At 54.5% G+C, this 22699-nt stretch carries 22 protein-coding genes and 3 pseudogenes; 7 read left to right on the forward strand and 18 right to left on the reverse strand.

All coding sequences use genetic code 11. From position 1 onward, the window contains the following. A partial coding sequence (locus tag ACYX34_RS17805) for a methane monooxygenase/ammonia monooxygenase subunit B (RefSeq protein WP_462077925.1) occupies positions 1–1269 on the forward strand: 1269 nt, incomplete at its 5' end. A gap of 104 nt (positions 1270–1373) precedes the next feature. On the opposite strand, the pseudogene ACYX34_RS17810 reads toward ACYX34_RS17805, so the two are convergent. Both ACYX34_RS17810 and ACYX34_RS17815 read right to left on the reverse strand, forming a co-directional pair. Next, a pseudogene (locus ACYX34_RS17810) lies at positions 1374–1709 on the reverse strand (integrase core domain-containing protein); the annotation flags it as partial. Between the two features lie 171 nt (positions 1710–1880). Continuing rightward, positions 1881–2582 (reverse strand): annotated as a pseudogene (locus ACYX34_RS17815) (helix-turn-helix domain-containing protein); the annotation flags it as partial. Positions 2583–3316: 734 nt separating this feature from the next. Between ACYX34_RS17815 and tnpA the strand changes: the two are divergent. After that, entirely contained in the window at positions 3317–3766 is a 450-nt protein-coding gene (tnpA, locus tag ACYX34_RS17820) for an IS200/IS605 family transposase (RefSeq protein ID WP_462077978.1), read from the forward strand. 276 nt (positions 3767–4042) lie between these two features. On the opposite strand, the pseudogene ACYX34_RS17825 reads toward tnpA, so the two are convergent. From ACYX34_RS17825 to ACYX34_RS17860, 8 genes and pseudogenes are all read right to left on the reverse strand, one after another. After that, positions 4043–4681 (reverse strand): annotated as a pseudogene (locus tag ACYX34_RS17825) (transposase); the annotation flags it as partial. Between the two features lie 24 nt (positions 4682–4705). Beyond that, positions 4706–5134, reverse strand: coding sequence for a hypothetical protein (locus ACYX34_RS17830; protein WP_462077926.1), 429 nt, complete (start codon positions 5132–5134; stop codon positions 4706–4708). A 446-nt stretch (positions 5135–5580) separates the two neighbouring features. After that, a complete protein-coding gene (locus tag ACYX34_RS17835) occupies positions 5581–7305 on the reverse strand; it encodes a hypothetical protein (protein WP_462077927.1) in 1725 nt (574 codons plus the stop codon). Between the two features lie 131 nt (positions 7306–7436). Further along, on the reverse strand, positions 7437–8189 hold the full coding sequence (locus ACYX34_RS17840) for an HD-GYP domain-containing protein (protein WP_462077928.1): 753 nt from the start codon (positions 8187–8189) through the stop codon (positions 7437–7439). Positions 8190–8297: 108 nt separating this feature from the next. Continuing rightward, complete coding sequence (locus ACYX34_RS17845; RefSeq protein ID WP_462077929.1) at positions 8298–8693, reverse strand: hypothetical protein; 396 nt, start codon at positions 8691–8693, stop codon at positions 8298–8300. 148 nt (positions 8694–8841) lie between these two features. Then, on the reverse strand, positions 8842–9513 hold the full coding sequence (locus ACYX34_RS17850) for an FMN-binding protein (RefSeq protein WP_462077930.1): 672 nt from the start codon (positions 9511–9513) through the stop codon (positions 8842–8844). Continuing rightward, positions 9510–9965 (reverse strand): hypothetical protein, encoded by a 456-nt coding sequence (locus ACYX34_RS17855; protein ID WP_462077931.1) that lies wholly within the window; start codon positions 9963–9965, stop codon positions 9510–9512. The genes ACYX34_RS17850 and ACYX34_RS17855 overlap by 4 nt, the downstream gene beginning before the upstream one ends. 59 nt (positions 9966–10024) lie before the next feature. Next, positions 10025–11500, reverse strand: coding sequence for a TonB-dependent receptor (locus ACYX34_RS17860; protein ID WP_462077932.1), 1476 nt, complete (start codon positions 11498–11500; stop codon positions 10025–10027). A gap of 508 nt (positions 11501–12008) precedes the next feature. On the opposite strand from ACYX34_RS17860, the gene ACYX34_RS17865 reads away from it, so the two are divergent. Together ACYX34_RS17865 and ACYX34_RS17870 are read left to right on the forward strand one after the other, a co-directional pair. Next, positions 12009–12506, forward strand: coding sequence for a hypothetical protein (locus ACYX34_RS17865; RefSeq protein ID WP_462077933.1), 498 nt, complete (start codon positions 12009–12011; stop codon positions 12504–12506). Positions 12507–12651: 145 nt separating this feature from the next. Beyond that, positions 12652–13551: an FAD:protein FMN transferase gene (locus ACYX34_RS17870; protein ID WP_462077934.1), complete on the forward strand. Its 900-nt coding sequence runs from the start codon at positions 12652–12654 to the stop codon at positions 13549–13551. A gap of 13 nt (positions 13552–13564) precedes the next feature. Here the strand turns inward: ACYX34_RS17870 and ACYX34_RS17875 are convergent, their stop codons facing one another. Continuing rightward, entirely contained in the window at positions 13565–13960 is a 396-nt protein-coding gene (locus ACYX34_RS17875) for an energy transducer TonB (protein ID WP_462077935.1), read from the reverse strand. Between the two features lie 50 nt (positions 13961–14010). On the opposite strand from ACYX34_RS17875, the gene ACYX34_RS17880 reads away from it, so the two are divergent. Then, positions 14011–14358: a hypothetical protein gene (locus ACYX34_RS17880; RefSeq protein ID WP_462077936.1), complete on the forward strand. Its 348-nt coding sequence runs from the start codon at positions 14011–14013 to the stop codon at positions 14356–14358. Positions 14359–14404: 46 nt separating this feature from the next. On the opposite strand, the gene ACYX34_RS17885 is transcribed toward ACYX34_RS17880, so the two are convergent. The 6 genes from ACYX34_RS17885 to ACYX34_RS17910 form a co-directional block, all read right to left on the reverse strand. Continuing rightward, positions 14405–14779, reverse strand: coding sequence for an ExbD/TolR family protein (locus tag ACYX34_RS17885; RefSeq protein ID WP_462077937.1), 375 nt, complete (start codon positions 14777–14779; stop codon positions 14405–14407). Beyond that, positions 14763–15194: a TonB-system energizer ExbB gene (gene exbB, locus ACYX34_RS17890; protein WP_462077938.1), complete on the reverse strand. Its 432-nt coding sequence runs from the start codon at positions 15192–15194 to the stop codon at positions 14763–14765. Before exbB ends, ACYX34_RS17885 begins: the two co-directional genes overlap by 17 nt. A gap of 92 nt (positions 15195–15286) precedes the next feature. After that, positions 15287–16423 carry an ABC transporter ATP-binding protein gene (locus tag ACYX34_RS17895; protein WP_462077939.1) on the reverse strand — a complete coding sequence of 379 codons (1137 nt, stop codon included), beginning with the start codon at positions 16421–16423 and terminating at the stop codon, positions 15287–15289. Between the two features lie 36 nt (positions 16424–16459). Beyond that, positions 16460–18043: an ABC transporter permease gene (locus ACYX34_RS17900; protein WP_462077940.1), complete on the reverse strand. Its 1584-nt coding sequence runs from the start codon at positions 18041–18043 to the stop codon at positions 16460–16462. A gap of 13 nt (positions 18044–18056) precedes the next feature. Then, entirely contained in the window at positions 18057–19127 is a 1071-nt protein-coding gene (locus tag ACYX34_RS17905) for an extracellular solute-binding protein (protein WP_462077941.1), read from the reverse strand. A gap of 85 nt (positions 19128–19212) precedes the next feature. Next, the gene (locus ACYX34_RS17910) at positions 19213–19644 is read right to left on the reverse strand and encodes a Fur family transcriptional regulator (protein WP_462077942.1); all 432 of its coding nucleotides are present in this window, start codon (positions 19642–19644) and stop codon (positions 19213–19215) included. A 155-nt stretch (positions 19645–19799) separates the two neighbouring features. Here ACYX34_RS17910 and ACYX34_RS17915 point away from each other — a divergent pair, with 155 nt between their 5' ends. Beyond that, the gene (locus ACYX34_RS17915) at positions 19800–20396 is read left to right on the forward strand and encodes a hypothetical protein (protein WP_462077943.1); all 597 of its coding nucleotides are present in this window, start codon (positions 19800–19802) and stop codon (positions 20394–20396) included. On the opposite strand, the gene ACYX34_RS17920 is transcribed toward ACYX34_RS17915, so the two are convergent. Further along, the gene (locus ACYX34_RS17920; RefSeq protein WP_462077944.1) at positions 20384–21916 is read right to left on the reverse strand and encodes a carboxypeptidase M32; all 1533 of its coding nucleotides are present in this window, start codon (positions 21914–21916) and stop codon (positions 20384–20386) included. The two genes, ACYX34_RS17915 and ACYX34_RS17920, sit on opposite strands and share 13 nt — an antisense overlap. Before the next feature lie 104 nt (positions 21917–22020). On the opposite strand from ACYX34_RS17920, the gene ACYX34_RS17925 reads away from it, so the two are divergent. After that, positions 22021–22665, forward strand: a complete 645-nt coding sequence (locus tag ACYX34_RS17925; protein ID WP_462077945.1) for an O-methyltransferase — start codon at positions 22021–22023, stop codon at positions 22663–22665. Positions 22666–22699: the final 34 nt, after the last annotated feature.

The raw sequence follows: 22699 nt of genomic DNA on the forward strand, positions 1-22699 counted from the left end.
GGGGAAAGCATGAACGCCAAACAAGCCGTTAAACGTTGGGTAATGGGCTTCTGCGGGGTTGCGACGCTGGCGTTCACGCCTGTTGTTGATATCACTCCTGCATTTGCTCACGGAGAGCGGTCCCAGGAACCATTCCTGCGGATGCGGACCGTTAATTGGTACGATACAGAGTGGGTTGGTAAGTCGACAAAGGTTAATGATGTCACAGAGTTGCGGGGCAGGTTTCACTTGTCAGAAGACTGGCCTCGTGCGGTCGTAAAACCGCACCGGACGTTCTTGAACGTCGGGTCTCCCAGTTCCGTGTTCGTGCGATTAAGCTCAAAGATGAACGGTGTTCCGATGTTCAATTCGGGCCCGCTCGATATTGGCGGCGACTATGAGTATGTCGTCAAGCTTAAGGCCAGACTCCCAGGTCATCACCACATTCACCCCATGCTTGCGATCAAGGAGGCGGGTCCGGTCGCTGGTCCTGGCGGGTGGATGGATATCACGGGTCGTTATGAGGACTTTACGAACCCAATTAAGACTCTCACTGGCGAAACGTTCGACTCTGAGACCATGGGTGGAATGACCGGAGTCATGTGGCACCTGTTCTGGGTGGTCGTTGCATGTTTCTGGGTGGGTTGGTTTATGATTCGCCCAATGTACCTGGTTCGTGCGCGTGTTCTGGCGGCTTACGGTGATGAGATTCTGTTGGATCCTATTGATCGTAAGGTTGGGGCTGCGCTTCTCGTGTTCGTCCTGGTGGTTGTGGTGGTTGGGTATTTGGCCGCTGAGTCCAAGCACCCGATCAGCGTTCCTCTGCAGGCTGGCGAAACCAAGGTGAAGCCATTGCCTGTGAAGCCGAATCCATTGACCATTGAAGTGACTCATGCGGAGTACGATGTTCCTGGTCGTGCCTTGCGTATGAATCTCCATGTTATCAACAATGGTACTCAGCCAATCAGCATTGGGGAATTCACCACGGCAGGTATTCGGTTCACCAACAAGGTTGGTGCGGCCAAGGTGGATCCAAACTATCCGCCAGAGCTGGTTGCAAGTGCCGGATTGACCATGGATAAAGAGAGTGCAATCCTTCCAGGTCAGACGGTTGATATTAAGATTGAGTCGAAAGACGTTCTGTGGGAAGTGCAGCGGTTGGTGGACATTCTCCACGATCCGGATCAGCGCTTCGCAGGGTTGTTTATGTCTTACACCGAGGGTGGTGAAAGGCTTATCAATCCAGTCTGGGCTCCAGTTCTCCCTGTCTTCACGAGATTGGGAGCATAACGAGCTCGGTCGCGGATAAGTAAGATGTCGGCCCGTCTCATCGCTAGATGAGACGGGCCGGTGTTTTATTGGGCTAGCCATACCTATGTCTTCATGTGTATAGCTCAAGACTTCTTCTCCTTGGTCAGTGGCACACTGTCGATGAACGTGTGCATGGGCGGCTTGCCAGAGCACAAGCGGCTCTGATGCGGGCGCTGCTCGTTGTGCTCCTGGATCCACGCATCCAAATCAGCCTGGAGTTCCTCCAGCGTTTGATAGATCTTCTTCCGGAACGCCACGCGGTAAAACTTGTTTAACATGGTCTTGTGAAACCGTTCACAGATCCCATTGGTCTGGGGATGCCGCGTCTTGGTGCGGGTGTGATCATTGTTCTCCACGGCCAGGTACAGTTCGTACGCATGGCGCTCTGGAGCCCCACAGTCTTCTGTACCGCGATCAGTGAATTGCCGCCTAAGGCAAACACCTCCCACATAACCCCCCAAGAAACCACAAATGATGACTCTGGCACGATTGGTGCTGATGGGTCTGGTTTGTCTGCTTCTAGTGACAGCGTAGTGACAGGTGGTGTGGAGAGAAACCCTAATCATACCACTAAAAATGACTAACTACCTGCGGTTTATCAATACACAGGTTAGCGGAAGGTCATGCTGCTCGAAGAACGGCAAAACCAGGTCGTCGAGCAATTCTGCGGCCGTCACCGGCGTCTTGCGGTCGTACAGCTTGGCAAAGCCGACCTTGCTGTAGGTATCAATGAAGGTCTGTTGATAGATCAGGCCCACTCCCTTCAAGGTACCGACGTAGAACGTATCTTGCGCGCCGCAGTACCCAGGCCATTCGCTTTCGAATTCCCCGTGCGCTTCTTTATCTGCCGTGGCCTTTTCTCACGCTACCACTTGTGCTTCGGTCAGCACTAAGCCTTCTTGCGCCACTGTTGCTTCCAACGCCTTTAAGCGTTTCCGCATCGTTTCAAGATCATGGCGGAGCCAGATACAACGCACGTCTGCTGGATAGATGCTCAGCGCCTGCTTGCGCAGTTCATTCGCCACGCGGGTCTGTCCTCACGCTGGTTGCTCAATGGCGATCTGCACGATCATCTGCTCGACATCCGGCGCCACCAGGTTCTTCAGGAGCGGCTTCTGTCGTGATATCTCCTGGAGGGCGGCTTCACCGCCTGTCTCGTAGAGTTCCTTAAATCGATAGAAACTGTCACGGCTCTACCCCATCAACTGACAGGCTTTGGAGACATTGTCGAGTTGCTTCGCCAGTTCCAACACGCCGGCTTTCATCTTGATGATCTTTTGCTCCGTCGTCATTGTCCGCGCTCCTTCCGTGAAGAGGGAGGACTCTAGCTGACTGTCAGATTAAACTCTAGCTTTCACAATTGAGAGGATGATGACTATGTGAGAAATCATCGCCAAGTGGCGTGCTACATCGTTCAGGTGTTTGGTGGCCAACTTGCGGTCAGTAGCTGGTTTCTCGTACCACATAGTTTCCTTTCTCATATTGATAGTCAGCGTGAACTGATTAAGTTGTTGCCTGCTCTCAGCAAACCAAGATGTTGTTGACGTAGGTGTAGTCTTGCCTGTGTATGCGGTGGTTCTTCGCTTGTGCAAAGAACCATCGTCGATATGTCATCGAGTGGTATTGTCGAGTGAGAGAGCCGCTGCCGTTTCCTAGTGGGTTGCCGGCAAGATAAAGCGGACGACTCTGGCATCGTCATTGTTTGTGGGAGTATTTTTCGAGGCGACCACGCCCTTCCATTCCACGGCGGCGGCATGTGTCAGGTCGGAGTCAAAGTAAGTCCGAACAGGGCGTCAGTCGGACCCCCGAAATCAAGAAGGGTGATACCGTTACCGTTCAGCCTCGTCTCGCGCTGGCCGTTGGGCGTGAGTAAAACGACAGCTCCGTCTTGACTGGTGGCGGTTGGTTTCCCTTGTCCAACGATCAAGATATGTTGGTCCAGCAAGACTTTCAGTATTCTGCTCCGATCATCTCGGCCGGCAACGTCCTTGCTACGGGGATCCTCATCTCTGGTACCCTCGGATGCATGGCGAATCAGAGAGAAGAGGAGGTGAGAAAGGGAGCCCACTGTGCGTGGCAAATCCACGACCATAGTGTGTTTCCGGTAAAATATCGCAAGGCATTGCTAGAGCAGGAGGTGACGGTGATTATCCAGGAGACGGCGGCAGAGATTGCGGATCGGTTTCCGATCGAGATGGAAGCGATTGGAACGGATAAGAATCACATCCTTCTGCGCTGCAGTGCGCATCCGAAAATGGCGCCGGGACGGATGGTGCCGATCGTCAAGCGCCTCACAGCCCGAGAAAACTTTCGACGGAAACCCGCTGTGGAACGAGTACTGTGGGGCGGGGAATTTTGGACTGACGGGTACGATGTGGCGACGGTGGGGGAGCGAGCGAACTGGCAGACGGTCGAACGGTCTGTGCAACGGCAAGGGCAACCCCACGACAATCTCCGGCAACTCCGAATGTTTTAGTTCTGTGATACCCCGCAGCTTGCTGCGGGGAGCTTTATTGAGAGTTGCGCCACCCTCTCCATAGGTTTTGTCCCACGTTCCATCGGATAAAAACCGTGCACTGAGCCCGGATTCTGCAGTTGAGATGCGCTTAGGGGAGGCCCTGGACGCCTGATGCAGGGATCGGAGGGGTGATGCAGCGGGATTGGAGGCCTGAATCAACTCGTCGGGCTCCGTGAGCAACCATTCCAACTGCGCCGCAATTGGCAGCCCAGCGGAGAGTGTCCGGAGGCGGTGGAGGAACTCCGGTCGTTCCTCCGGTGGCACCGCAAACCGGACGCGCAGTCGTCTGGCCTTGGGAATCAGATCGGCTCCAACCAGGAATACCCGATCCCGGACCGTCCGCAGCCGCCGTTCAAACCAACAGGACGGAAGCACCGTCTCCCGGAACCCCACCAAGAAATTGTAGAGGACGCAGCCCGTTCGGAAGGCCGCATCGGTCGCGTCAAACGACTGGAGACAGAACGTGTCCAGACTCAGATCCTCTTTCAGCTCCTTGATCCGATTCTCGCTGTCCGCGCGCTCCGCGTACATGCGGGTCACCAGCTCCGCGGCGTAGGGCACGGAGGTGACGAAGACCCGATAGGTATAGCCCGGACACTCGATCAGCCGTCGCCCACTGGCGTCAGGCCGGTCGGTCAGTGTTTGACGCAGGCACACAAACCGCCGGTGCTGCCCGTGCCAGGCTGGCACGGTAGCCATGAGGTCGGCGACCGCGATGCCCCGCGCGAGGGGGCACCAGTCGGCTTCGGGAATCCGGTGGATCACCAGCTTGCGTATGAACGGCGTCAACCGCGCCACGACGATGTACGGAAGCTCGCGCGCGTCCAACGCGGTGAGAAACGCCGTCACACAGAACCCCGAATCCACCCGCACCAACCCGATCCGGTGCCCTGGCGGTCACATCGTCAGCGCTTGGGCCAAAAACTCCCGCGCACCGTTTGCCGTCCCGGTATGGCCGGCTCGTAAGGTGGCCCACAAGAGCCGTCGGCGTTCGCTTAACCACGCGACCACCGGATGATGGGAGGGCCGCCCATGTTTGATCGGGGTATGTCCCTTCAGGCTGCCGCCCTGCTCGCCATATCGACAAAAGACGGTCAAATCCAAATCCAGCGTATGGCCCAGCAGAATCGGCCGCATCGCCCCCAACGACACTCGCAGCAGGGCCTCGGACACCTCGATGGTGTGCCCATAGCTGAAACCGTGCAAGAAGCGTCGGAGCGTATCCGGGGATGGAAATCGGCGAAGTTCCAGCAAGCGCGGAAGCAGCGGATCCCGCCGATACCGGGTGAAATGCTCAAACCGTGTTCGTATAAACAGAGAGCCCATGGCTGATGAACAACCATGGGCTCTGGACTTCAAGTCCTTTGGCTGGATTTCTGCCGATCAACAGGGGGATCGGCCATTCGTGGACAGTTGCGTTGCGGTTCCGCTCAGATCATAGGGTTGTGCCTTCTCGTGTAGGCGTACGCGCTATTCGGCACGCTGCTCCTCAATCGTATTTCCTCTATGCGTCGAGAAGTTATAGGTGGAGAAACTTCCTCAGCCAGGCTTTCAGTCGTCGTGTCTGCATCGAATTCTCGAGTCCTCTGGCTTGCCCGCGCTGACGTTTGAGGCATCGGCACTTGATGCACCACAGTGTTGGATTCTGGTGACAGATTGGTTCATGACAGCGCTGGCAGGCCATCACAAGTGAAGAGGAACACAGAGGTGATTCCATGGATTGCACCTGTCTGACTGATCTGTATATGGTGTGGGGTTTCGACATGCTATCCCTACTGATAGTCCTCGTTGAGTGATTTGAGAAAGGCTGCGAGTGGAACAAGATCAGCGGGTTTAAGCGCGATCCCTCGAAGCTGAGTCGCACCGTTGCGCAGTGTTCCGTTCCGTGCAAGATCTGATACCTCTTGGTAAAATTCCAGAACGTCGTCGAGACTGTCGAATTGGCCGTTATGCATAAAGGGGGCGGAGTGCCCAAGGTCACGCAGACTCGGGGTCTTAAATCGAGCGATGGCACGATTCAAGAGCTCGCTCTGTGATGCGGAACAAGGCTGGTCCTCATCGCAGAGAATATTTCTGATCTTGGCCTGGGGTTCAGGCTTATCGGAGTTGGCAAAGACGTTCCACAAACCTAGATCGGTCAATGTGGTCCCGGCTGCGGGAATGGCTCGGAATCGTTCGCTGGCGGTCGGATGTTGTTCGGTTGCCGGTAAATCGTCGGCCGTTCGTGTGGCAAGCGTGGGAATCGCAAGAGTTAGAAAGGCACCAGAGCCATGGCCTGAGACTTCATCGTATTCCTTCTGGGTCGTTCCCGTATTGTGAGCCTTGAAATCGGTGAAGTGTGGAGCAGCATGACAGGCAATACAGTTCCCAATCTTGCCGCCAGCAAGTTCTGCTGGTGAAATGGGGATGGTCGCTGGTTCAGAGAGGAATATTTTTAGGCCGGCGAGCTCAGTGGATCCAAATTCGAACGCCTGGGTGTGAAACTCAAATTGTCCATCGGATCGATTAGGGTTGGATGTTACAAATTGGGGAGCAAAGCCTGGCGCGGTAACGAGTGCTTGGAGACGGCGACTATAGGCCAACGGCGACTCATTCGAATCTGGTTGTTGGGGGAGCCCATTCAGAGAGAGAAAGACATCGAACGGCGAACGGATGGGTTTCCCAGCTTCCGTGGTTTGTGAAAAGCGGAGCCCGTTGACATAGGCGGCCACTACTCGAACGACGGCGTCGAAGATTTCCTGGTCGGTTCCTGATCCAACAAACGTACGGAATTGGGGTGGGAGTCTTAGCTCTTTAGGGATGTTCGGGTTTGTGCCGGTAAACAGAATGCGGTAGGAGAGGCCGGTGTCGGTCAGATCGAAGGAACCATCGTCTCCTCGGAGGACGTTTGCGATGTGCGCAATGGCCTGCGCCTTTTCTCCGGGGAGCCAGCCGAAGTTCCGACCCGTAAAGGTTGCCGCAATCAATTCTTCGATCGAACTAAACTCGGCATCGAAGTGGAGTAGGATGCCGTCTGGTCTATCGAGGGTCGAGTTCACCAGGGGAGGAGAGTTTCTCGGGGCGTGTGTCTTGCCGTCGGCTCTCGCCGGGATCGGACTGCGGCGCGCAAAATCGGCGTAGGTTCGCATACCTCCATCTGGAGCGGCTAGGACATCATCGACAAGGTGGCAAGCACGGCAATTCATCGACATGCCCTTGAATGGTCCTGGATCGATCGGTGCTCTTACGGTTTCGACAGTATCGACGATGACATCTCCGGTCTTGGGATCGTTGATGTTGCCGCCGTTGTCGAGGAATATCTTGAATGTCTGGGCGAAGCGTGTTTCGAGAAAGAGCCGCTCACCGACAGCCTCCTCCGCACCGGGTGTGCCGGTATCGGCAATCGGAGGCGGTGAGCTCCCTCCACCGGAACAGGATACGAGCCCAATGAGGAGAAGGATCGAAAGAAGAAAGCTCAGCGAGAGCGTTGGTTGAGGTGGAAGGGCCGTAAGACTCATGATGGCGCAGGTCCTTTCTTTCGTAATAAGTGTGTTGTCCGTTCTGTGCTGTGTCCATATCCGTGGTTTGCGAGGGGGCAGCATCATTTGTTGGGAGGCAAGGGGCCTCGGGAGGCGAGGCCCCTTGCCCGTTACAGTGGGAGGGGTGGGGCCTCCCACTTTGAAGCCGGCGTAGGTAGTACGCCGGGGGGAATATCGACTCTCTGCGTTCCGAGAAGGTCCGATGGCTGGTTCCCAAGGAACTCGATAAGAATGTCAACCACAACAGGATCAAACTGAGTGCCTGAGGCGATCCGTAGGATTCGGAGTGCGATGCAATCACGCAGGGCTCGATTGCGAATCTGTGGCACCTGAATGGCCACAAACGCGTCAGCAACGGCTAGAATTCTCGCTCCCAACGGAATGAACTCTCTCCTGAGACCGTAGGGGTACCCTGATCCATCCCATTGCTCATGGTGATGCGCGATCATGGCAGTCGCCTCCCGGAGGAAGGCAAACGGCTCAAGCAAGATAGATCCGAGTCGAGGATGATTCTGAATAGTTGCGTAGGAGTCCGCATCGAGCGGTTGTCGACTCGTCCGCAGGGGAGCAGGGAGCATCAAGAGACCGATGTCATGGAGGAGAGCAGCCAGCTCCAATTGGTGCAGGACCTCCTTATGCAATCCCATGGCTTGTCCGATTTGCATGGTAATGACCGAGGTGGCTTCGCCATGTCCGGCTTGCCAAGGCAGAAGGCAATCTAGTTCCTTCGTCACTTGTCGAACCAAAATGCTCTCCAAATCACATCGGGATGTCGGAGGAAGATTGAGTCGGTCGATCTTCTGGAGCATGCCTTGAATGGTAAGAACAGCGGGTTTGACCTGATCAACGCTATGGATATGCATGAGGCTACCTCCTGAAAAACAAAGAGCCCGAAACCACTTGTGTGATTCCGGGCTCTGGGTGAACAACCGCTGGCCGCTAACGGGATCTGTGTTTGCTCTATTGTAGAGCTACGATTCCGGTGGTCGTTTCCCCCCCATGAGCGGCTGTCCGAGCACCCACATTTCATATAGTGGAACAACCATCATGACCAGAAAGCTTAGGGTCATCAGCGTGTCTCCCGTGAGCATGGAGAGCACAAAAATCGGAGACACGTAACTGATGAGCCAGGGCGACAGCAGATCAAGTATGACTCCGCCAAATCCGGCCCAGGTGACGATGGCCTTGAGGGCGTGGCTGGCATTGGTCAGGTACATCACATGGATCAAAATCATGAATACAACCGGCATGGTGAAGAGGTGGAAATGAGTGATTTCCGCCAACTCTCGAAACGACATGGGCTCGCCGAAAGTGGCATCCGATCCGCGATAGTGTTCAGCAATGCCCTGTGGTGATAATCCTGTCATGCTATGGGCCCAAAAAAATGAGAAGCAAAATCCGACGAGCATCAATAGTAAAAACAATGTGTAGAGCAACCGGATATGGCGATCAGAGTCACGCAGCCTAAATTTTCGGTTGAAGTTTCTCATGTCTGGGACGCGGGGTCCGCTTTGACTAATTGCCAAATATCGACGGCAGGAAGCCTTTGTCCTTTTTGGAGACCACCGTATCACTACCGATTCCAGCCGGTTTCAGGTAAAATTCGTCGACCAATACCAGCACTCGTTTAATTCCGGCGCTCATGGAACGGACGGACATGGTGGCACCAGAGATGTTGATGATGTCCTTATTGATCCGGACTGGGTCGAGGACGGACTTGCCCTCATATTGTGTGTTAAACCGCTTCTGCCGAACTTCACTACCGCGCGCTTCGCGGAAGACCAGTAGCTCGATATCTGAGACGAATCCTTTGTTATCGATGCCGACCATGTAGGTCATCGGTTTGTGTTTGCCGATCGTGTTTTGCACGACGGCGTAGCCATCGATCTGCGTGCCGGTTTCTCCGATATAGACGTCGAATGATTCTTCAGGAAACTTCCAGCCGATACGCTCCTCGATCTGAGTTTTTTTCTCGGGATTTAGTCTGATGATCTCTTTTCGGACGCGTTCGGATTTTGGGAACATGAGCTTCAGGCTCTCGTCTTCTTTGAGATAAACCTCAGCCATATTCATCTCTTGATCGGTGAGAAAGCGTTTCAGATCGGTATCCCAAATACGCTCAGCTCCGATTGAGAGGGTAGGGATTAGAGATAGAGTGATCAATAAGCACAAAAGGCTGATACTCATGGGTTGGTTCCGCACCCTTTCTCCTTGATTCGAGCATTGAGTTTATCCGTGATCTCGTCCATTACTTCCTCGGAAGGCTCTACAGGCCACCATTTTGCCGCTTGCTGAGAGGCCCCACCCCTCGCGTGCCAACGTTGCCGAATCTCAAGGACATTGACCGAGGACTGGCCATTGTTGTCCCTGACGGCCACTGTCAACCGGGCTCGTTCACGATTGCCAAATCCCTCGCGTCCAAAGATCCCATAGGGACGGTTTTTCCCTTCCATTTCTATCCATGCCGTTTCAATCGTTCCAGTACTTTTGTTTTCTGATGTGACTGAGTAGCCGTTCATGGTGTCCAACGTTGTGTCCCAGACGGTATCGTAGGGGCAGAGGAATGTATGATCACGGCTTCCACTCAATGAGGCACAGGCTGTTAATGCTAAAACGGGGAGGAGAAAAATTACGCGCATGAGTTGGTTCCTATTACATGATGTTATGGAGGCCGGCAGAACCGGCCTCCATAAACTCTCTAAAAATACGTTGCTGCTGAAAGGACGAGCGCACCATCATGAATCCGCTGTCCGTTGTTTGCGTTAAATGCCTTTGGCATATACTGGTAGCTTATCTTGAATACCGTGTCTTCAACTGGGCGATAGTTCAATCCGAATGAAATCTGTTCGAGCTCACCCGCATTCTCTCCTTTATTATCCAAATTCAAATTGACTCGATCGTAACGAATCACAGCTGTGAAGGTTGATCCTTCGCCAAATCGCTTGGGTGAGAGCTTCGTCAAGAACGACGGCATGAAGTGGTAATTCCCTTGGACGTAAAACCCTTGCAGTCGCTGGGGGGGGGTAGCGAGTGAATTCAGCGAGCCGAATCCGGTCAGCAGAGAACCCGGCGTAAATCCAAAGCTGCTTCCAGGAATTGCACGGGAGTTATTCCTGGCATAAGCCCACGCCGCTTCACCGATGAGTTCGAACGGCCCCCGTTGGATTGTCCAGTCGATAGCGAAGATACTGAGGGGATTATAACTCGTTGGGGAAGAATTGCCGTAGTAGCCTGACCCTGCGACTTCTACGCCAAGCATCGGACTGTATGCTAGACGCCCAGAGACCGTTTTCCCATTATTGATATCGAGCCCGTCTGAGGCGGAACATTTTCGTTGGCGAGCAGCTTTTGTGCCAGATTCCTCAGAAATACGGGGGGTACCGTCGCTATCATATCCACAAGGACCTGTCGAAAAATAGACCTCATAATCCAGCTTTCCGGTTCGACCAGGGTACAACGTACCGTAAAGCCCGGCACCGGTTTCCGAAAGGGTTGTCGGAATGATGAATTGGCTCACAAGTGGCCGATCGGTCAAGTCATTTAGTGGTGAGTCATGGAGAAGGTTGAATTTGCCGATTGGGAGGAGAAGAATTCCAGCCCGGAGATTGATTGGTTCGTTTATGAGATAGTCTATATGGGCAAATTCCAGACTGATCTCAAACTCATTGGCTGCTCTAATCCCATGCTCAATTTCAAGTTCTGAGGCGAATTTTACGTGTTCCGTGATATCCGCGTAAATGAACGGGACGAATCGTTGTTGGTCGAATCCGTTAGTTGTGCCTTGGCCATAGCCTGTTTCCAACACGCTGTTTCGATGGGTGCGGTATTGAATGTCCATGTAACCGCCAACGATGGCCTTAGGCGATGAGACAAATGGTTTTGCATAGATCAGTCGACCTGACCCGCTTGAGCCGAACGATAAAGGCTGTGCCTGGTCCGTGCGGCGTTCTTTGCCGACTTCCGGAAGCGAGCCAATCCCTGGCTCAGCAACCGGTGTTGCTGTACCTTCGCGCCGTTCAACGGCACCTTCTCGTCGCTCGCGTTCTTGCAGGCGTTTTTCTACTGCCTCATCGACCAACTTCTTAATTTCCTCCGGGGTCATGTTTTCCGCGAATACCGGCATGGCCGGTAAGCTCATGATCACAAGAGCCCCGAGGATTGACCGTAACTTCATCGGTATCCTCCCGTATTAATGGTGTTGTGGTCTGACTCGGGACTCGAGGGTCTCTGGTCTTTAGCGTAACTCGTATGGATGGTCTAGGTACGACTGCCTCCTGTGTGAGAGAAGACTATGTGGAAACGGTTCCCCACCCTTCGATTGAAGAAAAAGGGATGACGACAATGCGTTTGCACCGCTTACACTTGAGCTCGAGCCCTTGTCCGCACACTTTGGCGATCAATTGCCCGCACTCACAGCGCGTCTCAAGAATCTGGTGACTTTCGGATAAGGAAGCTCTTGCACTTGTCATAAATACACGAGCCGCTGGCTTAGGTGAAATTGAGAACGATTATTAATATCCTGATCGGTGCTCTGCTGTCAAGGTAGAATTTCAGTCGAGTAGAGCTGCCAGTGTCTCTACAAATTTCGTATAATTTCCAGGCAAGTATGAAGCTTGGTCTGGCTCAAGGAATGTTCGTGCTGACCTCGACGCTGGCTTGTGGGGATGTGTGACCCAGCTGATATGACGGAGAGTCTGGTTGTTGGGCAAGTTATGGCGGTCTTGACAGGTGATCAATCTCGGCGGTATTTGCCAGCCGTACGGTTGGACAACCACACGTCTCACAAGCGATTCCAAGTTGAGATGAACCTCCACGATCGATATGTTGCTGTGAATCTGCCGTCCGGGCAGTACCGGCTGTCACACGTACAGATTGGTGAAGGACCGTTCATGTCTATGGCGGATGTCTCTATGATCTTTGTGGTCGATGTTCCTGTTAGTACGTATGTGGGGACTTGGAGGCTTGGAGTTAAGTCACCGTATTATGGGAGGATGATTGTGGTCTCGGTGTTTGCTGATCAAGCCGAGGCGGTGAGGGTACAGGACTTTCTCGCTGACGAGTATCCGGCCTTAGGTGGGTGCCCAGTGCTTGAAACACTCCTGCAAGCGGCACAACTGGAAATACGGCTCTATGAGGTCATGCCGTACCCGCGGTATCCGAGAGACTTTCGCCGGCATTGATGGTAAGGGTGATAGGACAATGAAAATCTCTCAATCCTCTCTCAGCTTCTTGACGATCCTCCTTCTTGCTCTGATCATGCTAGGAGGTTGTGCAGAAATACGCTCAGCCTCTCCGTCCATTGTCACGAAACGTGCTCAGATGCACATGGGGACGCTTGTGACGGTTACAGCCGTTGCGTCGGACAAAAAGAGGGGTGACCATGCTGTTCAGGCTGCTTTCGATGAGATTAAGCGACTTGAACAGTTATTGAGTACGTGGCGTTCTGATAGTGAACTCTCACGGGTGAATGCCGAAGCCGGTCGTCAATCTGTCGAGGTAAGTCGAGATACATTTGAGGTGGTGGTGCGATCTCTGGAAATGGCGCAACTCACACATGGAGGCTTCAATATTGCGCTGGGACCTGCAATCGAAGCGTGGAGTGTAACCGAGCGACAGGATATTCCATCCGAGAGCGAGTTGCAGCACGTGAAGCCCCTCATCGACTGGACGAGCATTCGCGTGGATCACGAGGCTCGAACCCTTTTCCTGCCACGCAACGGAATGAGAGTGGATGTTGGTGGAATTGGCAAGGGATATGCCGCCGATCGAGCGGTTGAGGAGATGAAGCGGGCAGGAGCTGAAGGGGGAGTGGTCGCATTGTCAGGAGACATCAAAACATTCGGCGCGCTTCCGGATCGCCGTGGATTTCCCGTCGGTATCAGACACCCACGGGAAGAAGGAGCGTTGATTGCCGTCATTGATCTGCAAGATGAAGCGATCTCAACAGCTGGCGACTATGAACGGTTCTTTGAACGGGATGGCGTGAGGTATCATCATATCCTAGACCCTCACACGTTACAGCCGGCACGTGGATGTCAGAGTGTGACGGTGATTGCCAAGGACGGTGTAGTTGCCGACGGGCTCGATACAGGGATTTTTGTCCTGGGACCAGAAGAAGGGATGGCGTTGGTAGAACGCCTATCGGACGTCGAAGCGATCATCATCGATGCGAACGGCACCATGAGGGTGTCCTCAGGGCTTCGTGATCGGTTACGCATACGATGAGGATGACAGGCGATTATCGGGCCGTCCGTAGATCGTAGCTGATAGAGAGTTTTACCGATATCTGAGGGCGTTCAAGTGGATGATCAAGTTTCACGGGTGGACCGTTTCTGACGTCCTCCAACGCCACCTGGTCCAAGGTGGCATTCCCTGAACCCTTGGCGATGCGCACATTGCTCAGCGAGCCATCTTCGTGCAAGAGCGCAATCAGCGTGACCTTTCCTTCAATCCCCTCGGCACGCAATGCTGGGGGGTAGCGCTTGTCGAGGCCTTCGATCCACTTTGCCATGAGAGTGGTGAGCCATCGATAGTCGATATTGGCTGATTGCTGTGAGCCGGACGATGCTACCGGAGTATTAGGAGAGGTTGAAGAGGGGCTCATCTCTGATGGTGCTGGGGGTAACTGATTCATGTCGGTGTGGGGAACCGAAGCTTGTTCAGTTGGTGGCACGAGCTGAGGGGATGAAGGAGCTGGCATCGCTTGTGGTGCGCTTGATTCGTGCAGAGGTGGTTCCGCCTGTTGATGTGGCGGAGCGAGCTCGGTTGTTGGTTCAGGTGGAGCTGAAGCAACCGGTGTTGATTTTATACGTGGAACAGGACGTATCGACGAAGGGGGATGCTTGGTTGGCGGAGTCGCTGGCGCGACGGGAGCAAGGGCAGATGCCGTTCCAGAAGGCGAACGAGTGGCCATCATGGCAACATCCCACTGGAATAGTTCCTCTTGTGGGTCCAGGTGGATACGCTGTACGAGCAGGATGCTGGCAAGAATCAAGCCGACATGTAAGAGGCACGAGAGAAACCAGCCAGTGACTGTGAAGTTGGAATAAGGCAGCGGAGGTTGCAATGAGCCTGGCATTTAGAGCCGAATGACCTCCAAGCTTACCTGATGAAATCCTAAGCCTCGAATCTCATCGACGAGGGCGACGAATTTTTCCAGCAAGGTGACCTTATCTGCACGAACGACCACCGCCGACTCGCGGGGTCGAGTGCTCAGGGCCGTGGGAAGACCGCCTTCTGGGATCGGCGTATCGTTGATAAACAAGTTCCCGTCCGCCGTCAACGCAATCACGATGGGCACGTCTTGCCGATCACTGACCGCTTTCGCTTTGGCGAGATTGACGGGGATTTGCCCCGTGCTGATGAAGGTGGCCGTGGTCAACACGATGACCAGCAGAACCAACATTACATCGACGAGCGGAATAACGTTGATTTGATCAATGTTCCGTTCCATGTTGTGCCTTATACTCGGTCAACAGTTCAGTGACGCGACGACGGAGTAGGTTGTTCATCACGACGCAAGGAATCGCGACCAAGAGTCCGACGGCGGTCGCCTTTAATGCCAGACTTAACCCAATCATGATTGTGTTGACCGCCATGGTTCCAGACGTTCCCATCGTATGGAACGTTAACATGATACCAAGCACGGTTCCGAGGAGGCCAATATAGGGAGCATTGGCGGCAACGGTGCCGATAATCACCAGGCGCTGAGTGAGGGTAATTTCCAGCAGCTGCGCGTTGGAAAACTGGGAAAAGTTGATCCGTTTGTAGAAGAGCCACCGTTCGATGGCCACTGCGACGGACCACACACTGAGCACCAATAAGAGACCGATAACCCCGTAATCAATCACGTCTTTCAATGCGTCCATCGCGACTCCTTACAGTGTGGAAGGGGGCGTAAGCCGGGTGGGGTTGGGAACCTCAACGCTGATTCATCCATGCCAGATCTCAGGGGAGGCTGTCAATCACCACCTACGTCCAGTTTCTCCCCGTGTCGCAATGGACGAGGGGGCGGTTCGGCCTGAAACAGTACGGTATGGGTTGCCGACACGCGGAGTTCGACGGAGGTGCCTTCTTGGTAGACGCTGGTCGAACTTTCACTACTATGGACGAGCTGACCGGAAGGCAATTGAACCCTGTACAAATTTTCAGATCCGCGGAACTGTCTTGCCACGATTTTGGGTTCAGCGGATTTATTAGGCACAAGATGCACGTCGTCTGGGCGAATCATGACGACCACATGTTCTCCTTCAGAGCCGGTGATCGTATTAGGGAACTCTCCGAGCTCGGTGTGAACCGCTCCCTGGTGAATCTGGCCGGAAATGAAGTCGGCGTGGCCGACAAAGTCGGCCACGAACTGTGTGGCCGGGAGATGGTAAATGAGTTCAGGGGAATCCATCTGCTCGAGTATCCCTTGATTCAATACAGCGATACGGTCAGCCATGGCAAAGGCTTCCTCATGGTCATGCGTGACCATGATGGTGGTAGTGTTCATCTGATGTAACAGGGCGTGAACCTCTTGGCGCATACGACTGGCCATGTCGGGGTCCAGATTGCTGAATGGTTCATCCAGCAAGAGTAACACCGGATTTTGCACCAACGCCCGTGCGAGTGCCACTCGTTGCTGCTGTCCTCCCGATAATTCATGGGGGTATCGGCGTTCAAATCCTTCCAATCCGGTCAGACACAGCATCTCATCGACCCGACGTGTTCGTTCTGCCCGAGGTAAGTGGTTGAGTCCAAACGCAATGTTGCCGGCGACACGCAGGTGCGGAAAGAGCGCGTATTCCTGAAAGACCATGCCGACGCGGCGATGTTCTGTCGGAATCGTCTCCGAGGGGGATGAGACCACCAGTCCCGATAAGTGAATTTCCCCAGACCGTACGGGCTCGAATCCGGCGATGGCCCGCAGAACGGTGGTTTTCCCGCAGCCGGATGGTCCAAGCAGGCAGAGAATTTCACCTTCTTTGGCGGAGAATGAAATATTGCGAATGGCAGGTTGATGTGGATCGTAGGCACAGGAGACCGAACGAAGCTCCAAGATCGAAGTTCTCTGAGAGAAGAGTTGAGAGCGTGTGTGGGGGTGGTCGATATTCATCGGTCTGGTCTTTGCCGGTATGTTCGTGATGGTTCCTTACGCGGCCCGCCAATCACGGGACAGCAACAAGACGAGGGCAGGCAGACCGACAAGCACAATCAAGAGGGCAGAGGGAGCCGCCAGTTGATAATATTCTTCGCTTGCTTCCAGCCAGACGCGGATGGCTAGGGTGTCGAATCCGACTGGGCGGAGCAGGAGTGTGGCGGGAAGTTCTTTCATCGTTTGAAGAAAGACCAGGACCCAGGCCACGATGATGCCATTCCGGATCAGTGGCAACGTGACCTGTCGCACGGTCTCGCGAGCGCTCAGCCCGAGGGTGCGGGCAACTTCCTCAAGATTGGGTGTGATCTGCTGGATTGCAGGCTCGAGTGATTGTAGACCAGCCGGGAGGAAATGCAAGACGTAGGCGAGGACCAACACAATCACTGTTCCATAGACGACCGGTATCAGGTTGAGACAGAGGACCAATACGGCGAGTGCGGCCACTGGCCCTGGTAACACGTAGCCGGCATAGGCGGCCTGCAGGCAGCCGATGTTGAACCATGTGGGTTTTCGACTTGCCAGATAGGCCAACGGCAGTCCGATGAGCACACTGGCTGTGGCAGCCAGGGTCGCGAGCAAGGCACTGTTCCAGACAAAGCCGAAGAACCGTGCATCGAGAGTGGCGAGAGCCTCCGGAGAGAAGCTCCACATGATCAGGAGGCACATGGGGACACCGAAGGCTGCTCCCATGATCACGGAGAGACATGCGGTCAAGCCTACTGTCTGGAGCCAGCTGCAATGGAATCGTTGTGGAGCGCGGTAGCGACCAGCCGTTTGATAATAACGACTCTTCCGGCGAAACCATCGTTCGGTTAATAAGAACAGGAGTGCCAGGACGACCAACAACAGGCTCAAAATACTGGCGGCCTGGTTGTCCAACTGGCCGGTCATTTGTTGAAACACGGCATAGGTCAGTGTTTGGTAGCGTAACAATGACACCGCTCCGAAATCGGAGACCACATACAGGATGACCAGTGCGACACCAGCGACGATCGACGGTCGCAACAGCGGGAGAGTGACGAAAAAGATTCTCCTCAGGGAGGAGGCGCCACAGGTACGGGCGACTTCTTCAAACGACACGTTGAAATTCAGGAGTGCGCTGCGGGTAAGCAAATAGATGAACGGGAATGTCGCGAGCGCCATGACCAAAGTGACGCCCATAAAACTTTGAGGCGAGAAGATTCTGGCTTGAGGGCCAGCCACTAGTTGCCAAATGTGCTCGACTGGGCCGCCGAATCCCAAGAGGTAGTTGAAGACAGAGGCCAACACGTACGTCGGCATGGCCAGTGGAAGCACGAGAGCCAATTCCCAAAGTCGGCGTCCAGGAAATTCAAATCGGGTGACGATCCATGCGGTCGAGACACCCAGTCCGAGCGCGAGTATTGCGACAGCCCCGGCCAAGAACACCGTGTTCCAGAGGAGCTCAGGTACACGGGTTGTCCAGAGGCGAGACCAGACCTCCAAATCGGCTGAAAAGGCGAGGGCTATGATATAGATCAATGGGAAGAGAATCAGCGCGGCACTGGCCAGAGCAGCCAATTGGAGGGAGGAGAACGATGATGAGCGGGCGGCAATCACAGGTCACTCGGGGTTACCGCATGCCCACTTGCTCGATGAGTCGCAGGGTGGGTGCCCGGAGTTCAGCAAGCTTGGCCAATGGCACCATGGCCGCTCGGAAGTTCTTTCGCTCGATGAGAGCCGGGTCAGCTTGAACCTCGGGATGGAGTGGATATTCTTTGTCGAGGTCGGCGAACAGCTTTTGACCTGTCTGCGCCACGAGGAATTCGACGAGCAGCTTGGCCTGTTCCATGCGAGGCGTGTGCTTGAGGATACCGATGCCGGCCACGTTCATAATGGCTCCCATCCCGCCTTCCTGTTGATCAGGCATCAACACGGCTACCGGCGCGGCCGGTTGTGTGGCGAGGTGCCGGTAGACATAGTAATGATTGACGATACCCAGCGCGACCTGACCTTTCGCGACCGCATCGACGATCTGGGAACTGTTCTGGTAGACGTGCGTCCCGGCGTTGTCGCGAAGTCCCTCCAAGAATTTCTTGGTGCGATCATCACCGATGCTCGCCCGGATTACGGAGACCCCTGCGTGCAGATATTCGCTTCCAGCGTTCGGAATGGCGAGTTGTCCCTTCCATGCAGAATCGGCCAAGTCCAGCAGCGACTTGATTCGGTCCGGTTTTACCATAGTGGTGTTGTAGGCGATGATCCAAAATCGTCCTGACAAGCCGATCCAGCTGTTATCCGTTGCGCGAAATTGAGGAGGAATCGCCCTTTCGACTTCGCGCATGCTCAGTGGTCGGAACAGTCCAGCCGTGCGGGCAATTTCCAAACTTCCGGCGTCGTTCGTGATGAACACATCAGCAGGACTTCGGGTGCCCTCCGCTTTCATCCGGTTCACCAGTTCGGTTGTCCCGGAGGACAACAATGCGATGCGGATGCCGGTCTTTGCGGTGAACTGGTCCAGAACCGGCTTGATCAACCGTTCTGCCCGGCCGGAGTAGACGGTCAACTGGTCGGCGGCGGTTGCGACGCTCGGAATAATAATTATGGAGAGGCACAGGGCGGCACAGGCCGCTGCTCTGCCGATGTGCGGACAGCGCTTGGCAAACAGAGCGGTACGAGGAGCCCGGTGAAGGAAACTCGTCACAATAAGACCTTTGTACGAACAAGAGCGGACAAATTTGAAATTGATAAGCTATATCAAAAAGAATAGCAGAATCAATGGATGGGGGTCAATGACGGCAGCGGGAACAGAGTCCATAGAGTTCAAGTCGGTGGGTGCTGATCGTAAAGCCGTTTCTGGTCGCGACTTCCTCTTGGAGACGCTCGATATCGCAGTTTTCAAATTCCACGATCTTGCCGCAACCTGTGCAGATGAGATGATCGTGATGGCCCTTATGGGACACGTTGTCATACTGGGTCTGCGTCCCAAAGTGTCGTGCTTGAGCGAGCCCCGCCTCGCAAAACAGATTAAGGGTCCGGTAAATGGTAGCAAGTCCGAGATGGGGATCTTTGCGGGCCAACTGGTGGTACATCTGCTCGGCCGTGATGTGCTCTTGCTTCAAAAACGCGTCGAGGATCAACTCACGCTGGCGCGTAAATTTGAGTTGATGTCTCCCGAGATGTTCTTTCAGAATGCTCATTTCCTTGGCATGTTTGGACATATCGCAGCCTGCCCCTCCCAGGGGGGGAATTAAAGACGAAATGAAGCAGTGGGTCAAGAGCTTCTTGTGGACTCCCACGAGGCAATGGGGTTCCCTTTGACGGGCGCTTCCATGACTGTCTATAGTGGGGGCCTCGATCTTAGCGCAAGGAACGTGTGAGAACACCCAGTTACATTCTTGTGGATCGTGCCCTGTTGCTCTACATTGTGCAACTAGCCGAACCCCATGGGCTGCTGAGCGATGTCAAGCTGCAGCAGCTCTGTTTCCTGTGCGAGCTCCAAACCTTCGCCAAAGGGTTCAAGGCGCTCCATTTTGAATTCTTCCGATTTGCGTACGGAGCCTTCAGTAAAGAGCTGGATAATGACGTGACGTCGCTCCGTCGGAAAGGTCGGATTGAAAACTTCACCGTTTCAGATCAGGCCAAGGAAGAGGCGATCCCGTTGCTGCTCGCAGCTGTTGAAGGGGTGGAAGCCAACGAGCGGGTGAAAGAGATCATCGAGGCCGTCGTGGCGACCTATGCGCCACAAGACAGTGGGACGATCACGAACTCGGTCGAGGCGGTGCAGTTGACGACGCCCCAGGATCCTGAACTCAAAATTCCGATTCGAGATATCGTGTTCCACACCACATTGCTTGTGCCGCATCGGATTGAGGTGCAGGCTGAATTCACCATCCCTTCCGGTATCGCGGCAAAACTCAATGCCGCGCTGGGGTATGAAGCCAGACCGGCGTGGGACACTCAGAGTTGGTAGAGGTCGCCGTATTTTTGTTCCGCATAGTTCAGGAAGGGCTCGGGGCGGAGTGAGGAGCCCGTAATCCGTTCGGCCAGGTGGGCTGGTGTGAACATGCGGCCCCAGTGGTGGATCTTCTGCTCCAACCATCGGCGCAGGGGGAGCAATTGCCCTGTAGCGATGGTATCCTCCAATTGTGGGATCTCCAATTTGGCCTGTTCGAAGAATTGGATAGAATACAGGTTGCCTAAGGTATAGGTCGGGAAATACCCGAAGGCACCGAACGACCAGTGGACGTCTTGCAATACGCCTTCGGCATCGGAAAGTGGTCTGATGCCGAGATATTCTTCCATCTTCTTATTCCAGAGCAGAGGCAATTCGTCCGGCTGAATCGTGCCTTCCACCAGCCCTTGCTCAATCTCAAACCGCAACATGATGTGGAGATTGTAGGTCAGTTCGTCGGCTTCCACGCGAATCAGCGAGGGCTGCACACGATTGATTGCGGCATAGAATTGTTCGACGGCCATGCCGTGCAGTTGGTCCGGAAAGGTCTGCTGTAAAATCGGAAAAAAGAAGCGCCAGAACGGCCGAGAGCGTCCGACGCAGTTCTCCCAGAGACGGGATTGGCTCTCATGGATCCCCAGGGAAACCGAGTCACCCAGCGGCGTGCCGAAATAGCGCTGATCCAGACCCTGGTCGTACAGCCCGTGTCCGCCTTCATGGATACAGCTGAACAGGCATGACTGGAGTTCCCGTTCATGCACGCGAGTTGTTACACGTACATCGGTCGGATGAAACGAGGTCGTAAAGGGATGAGCTGAGAGATCCAGCCGACCGCGTTGGAAATCATATCCCATTGCCGTCAAGACCAATCGTCCGAATTCCACCTGCCGGTCATGGTCATAGGCGTGGTGCAGAACGCGGTCGTCAATCTGAACCCGACTCTGGGTAATCTTTTTCAGCAACGGCACCAGGCGAGCCTTCAGCAGGGCAAACATCGGTTGGAGGGTCGCAATAGTTGCTCCTGGCTCATACACATCGAGCAATGCGTTGTAGGGTGAACCCTGATAGCCAAGGTACTCCGCTTCTTCTCGTTTAAGCTGGAGCACTGTTTGCAGATTCGGAAGGAACATCGAAAACTTGTCGCGCTGTTTGGCCTCTGCCCAGACCTGTTGGGCGAGGGAACATTCCCGACTGAGCTTCATCACAAAGTCCGATGGGAGCTTCTGGGCGCGGTTGAAGTCTCGCCACACTTCTCGTAACAGCGATCGTGACGGTTCATCCCATGTGTCGCCTGGTTGTTCGGTTGCCTGGCCGGTTGCCGGATCCACCCACTGAGACAAGAGCGACCGTACCTCTGATGACACCAATTTCTGATGGGCGATGCCTTGAAGCACTGCGATCTGTTCGGCCCGTGCTTCCCCTCCGCCGGTCGGCATATAGGTTTCCTGATCCCAGGACAACACCGAGGCGGCACTGTTGATCCGTTGAATTTCCAAGAGTCTTGTCGTGAGAGGTTCCAACGTCGTGAGGGTTTTCAAATCGGCCTCCTGTTCCCTATGCTAAGATTCGTGTTCGCAATTCCGTAGTTGGGCGCAGTGTACGCAAGGGGCGACGTGTTTTCAAATAGCGGAGAGAAATTCCAATGGAAAGATTAGTTCCGTCCGAGATCGAAGCCTACGCCGAAGCCCATTCCATGCCGGAATCCGCCGTCTGTCGCGCCTTGCGCGAAGAGACTCAGCGGACGATGGAATATCCCCAGATGCTGGTTGGCCCGTTGGAAGGGGCCTTTCTCAAAATGATGACCAAGCTGGTCGGTGCCACACGCGTGCTCGAAATTGGGATGTTCACCGGTTACAGTGCCCTCTGCTTTGCCGAAGCCTTGCCGGAACATGGAACGGTGATCACCTGTGAGGTCAACGAAAAGTCAGCAGCAGTGGCTCGACGCTATTTCGCGCAGGCTCCATTCGGGAGCAAGATCAGTATAAGCATTGGACCGGCGCTGGATACCATGCCAATGCTCACAGGACCGTTCGATCTCATCTTCATCGACGCCGACAAGATCAATTACCTGAATTACTACAGACGCTCGCTCGACTTGCTGGCGCCGAACGGCGTCATCTTGATCGATAACGTGCTCTGGAGCGGAGAAGTCTTGAAGCAGCCGCCGCCTGATGAATCTACGGCTGCCATTCAGGAGTTAAACCGCACCGTTGCCGCTGATCCTCGCGTGAGCGCAGTGTTGGTGACGGTCCGGGATGGAGTTTTGGTGATAAAGAGAACGGGCTAGTAAGGTGATTGACTGGTCCCGCTTAGAAGGTAGA

The sequence above is a fragment of the Nitrospira sp. CMX1 genome, from assembly GCF_054902215.1.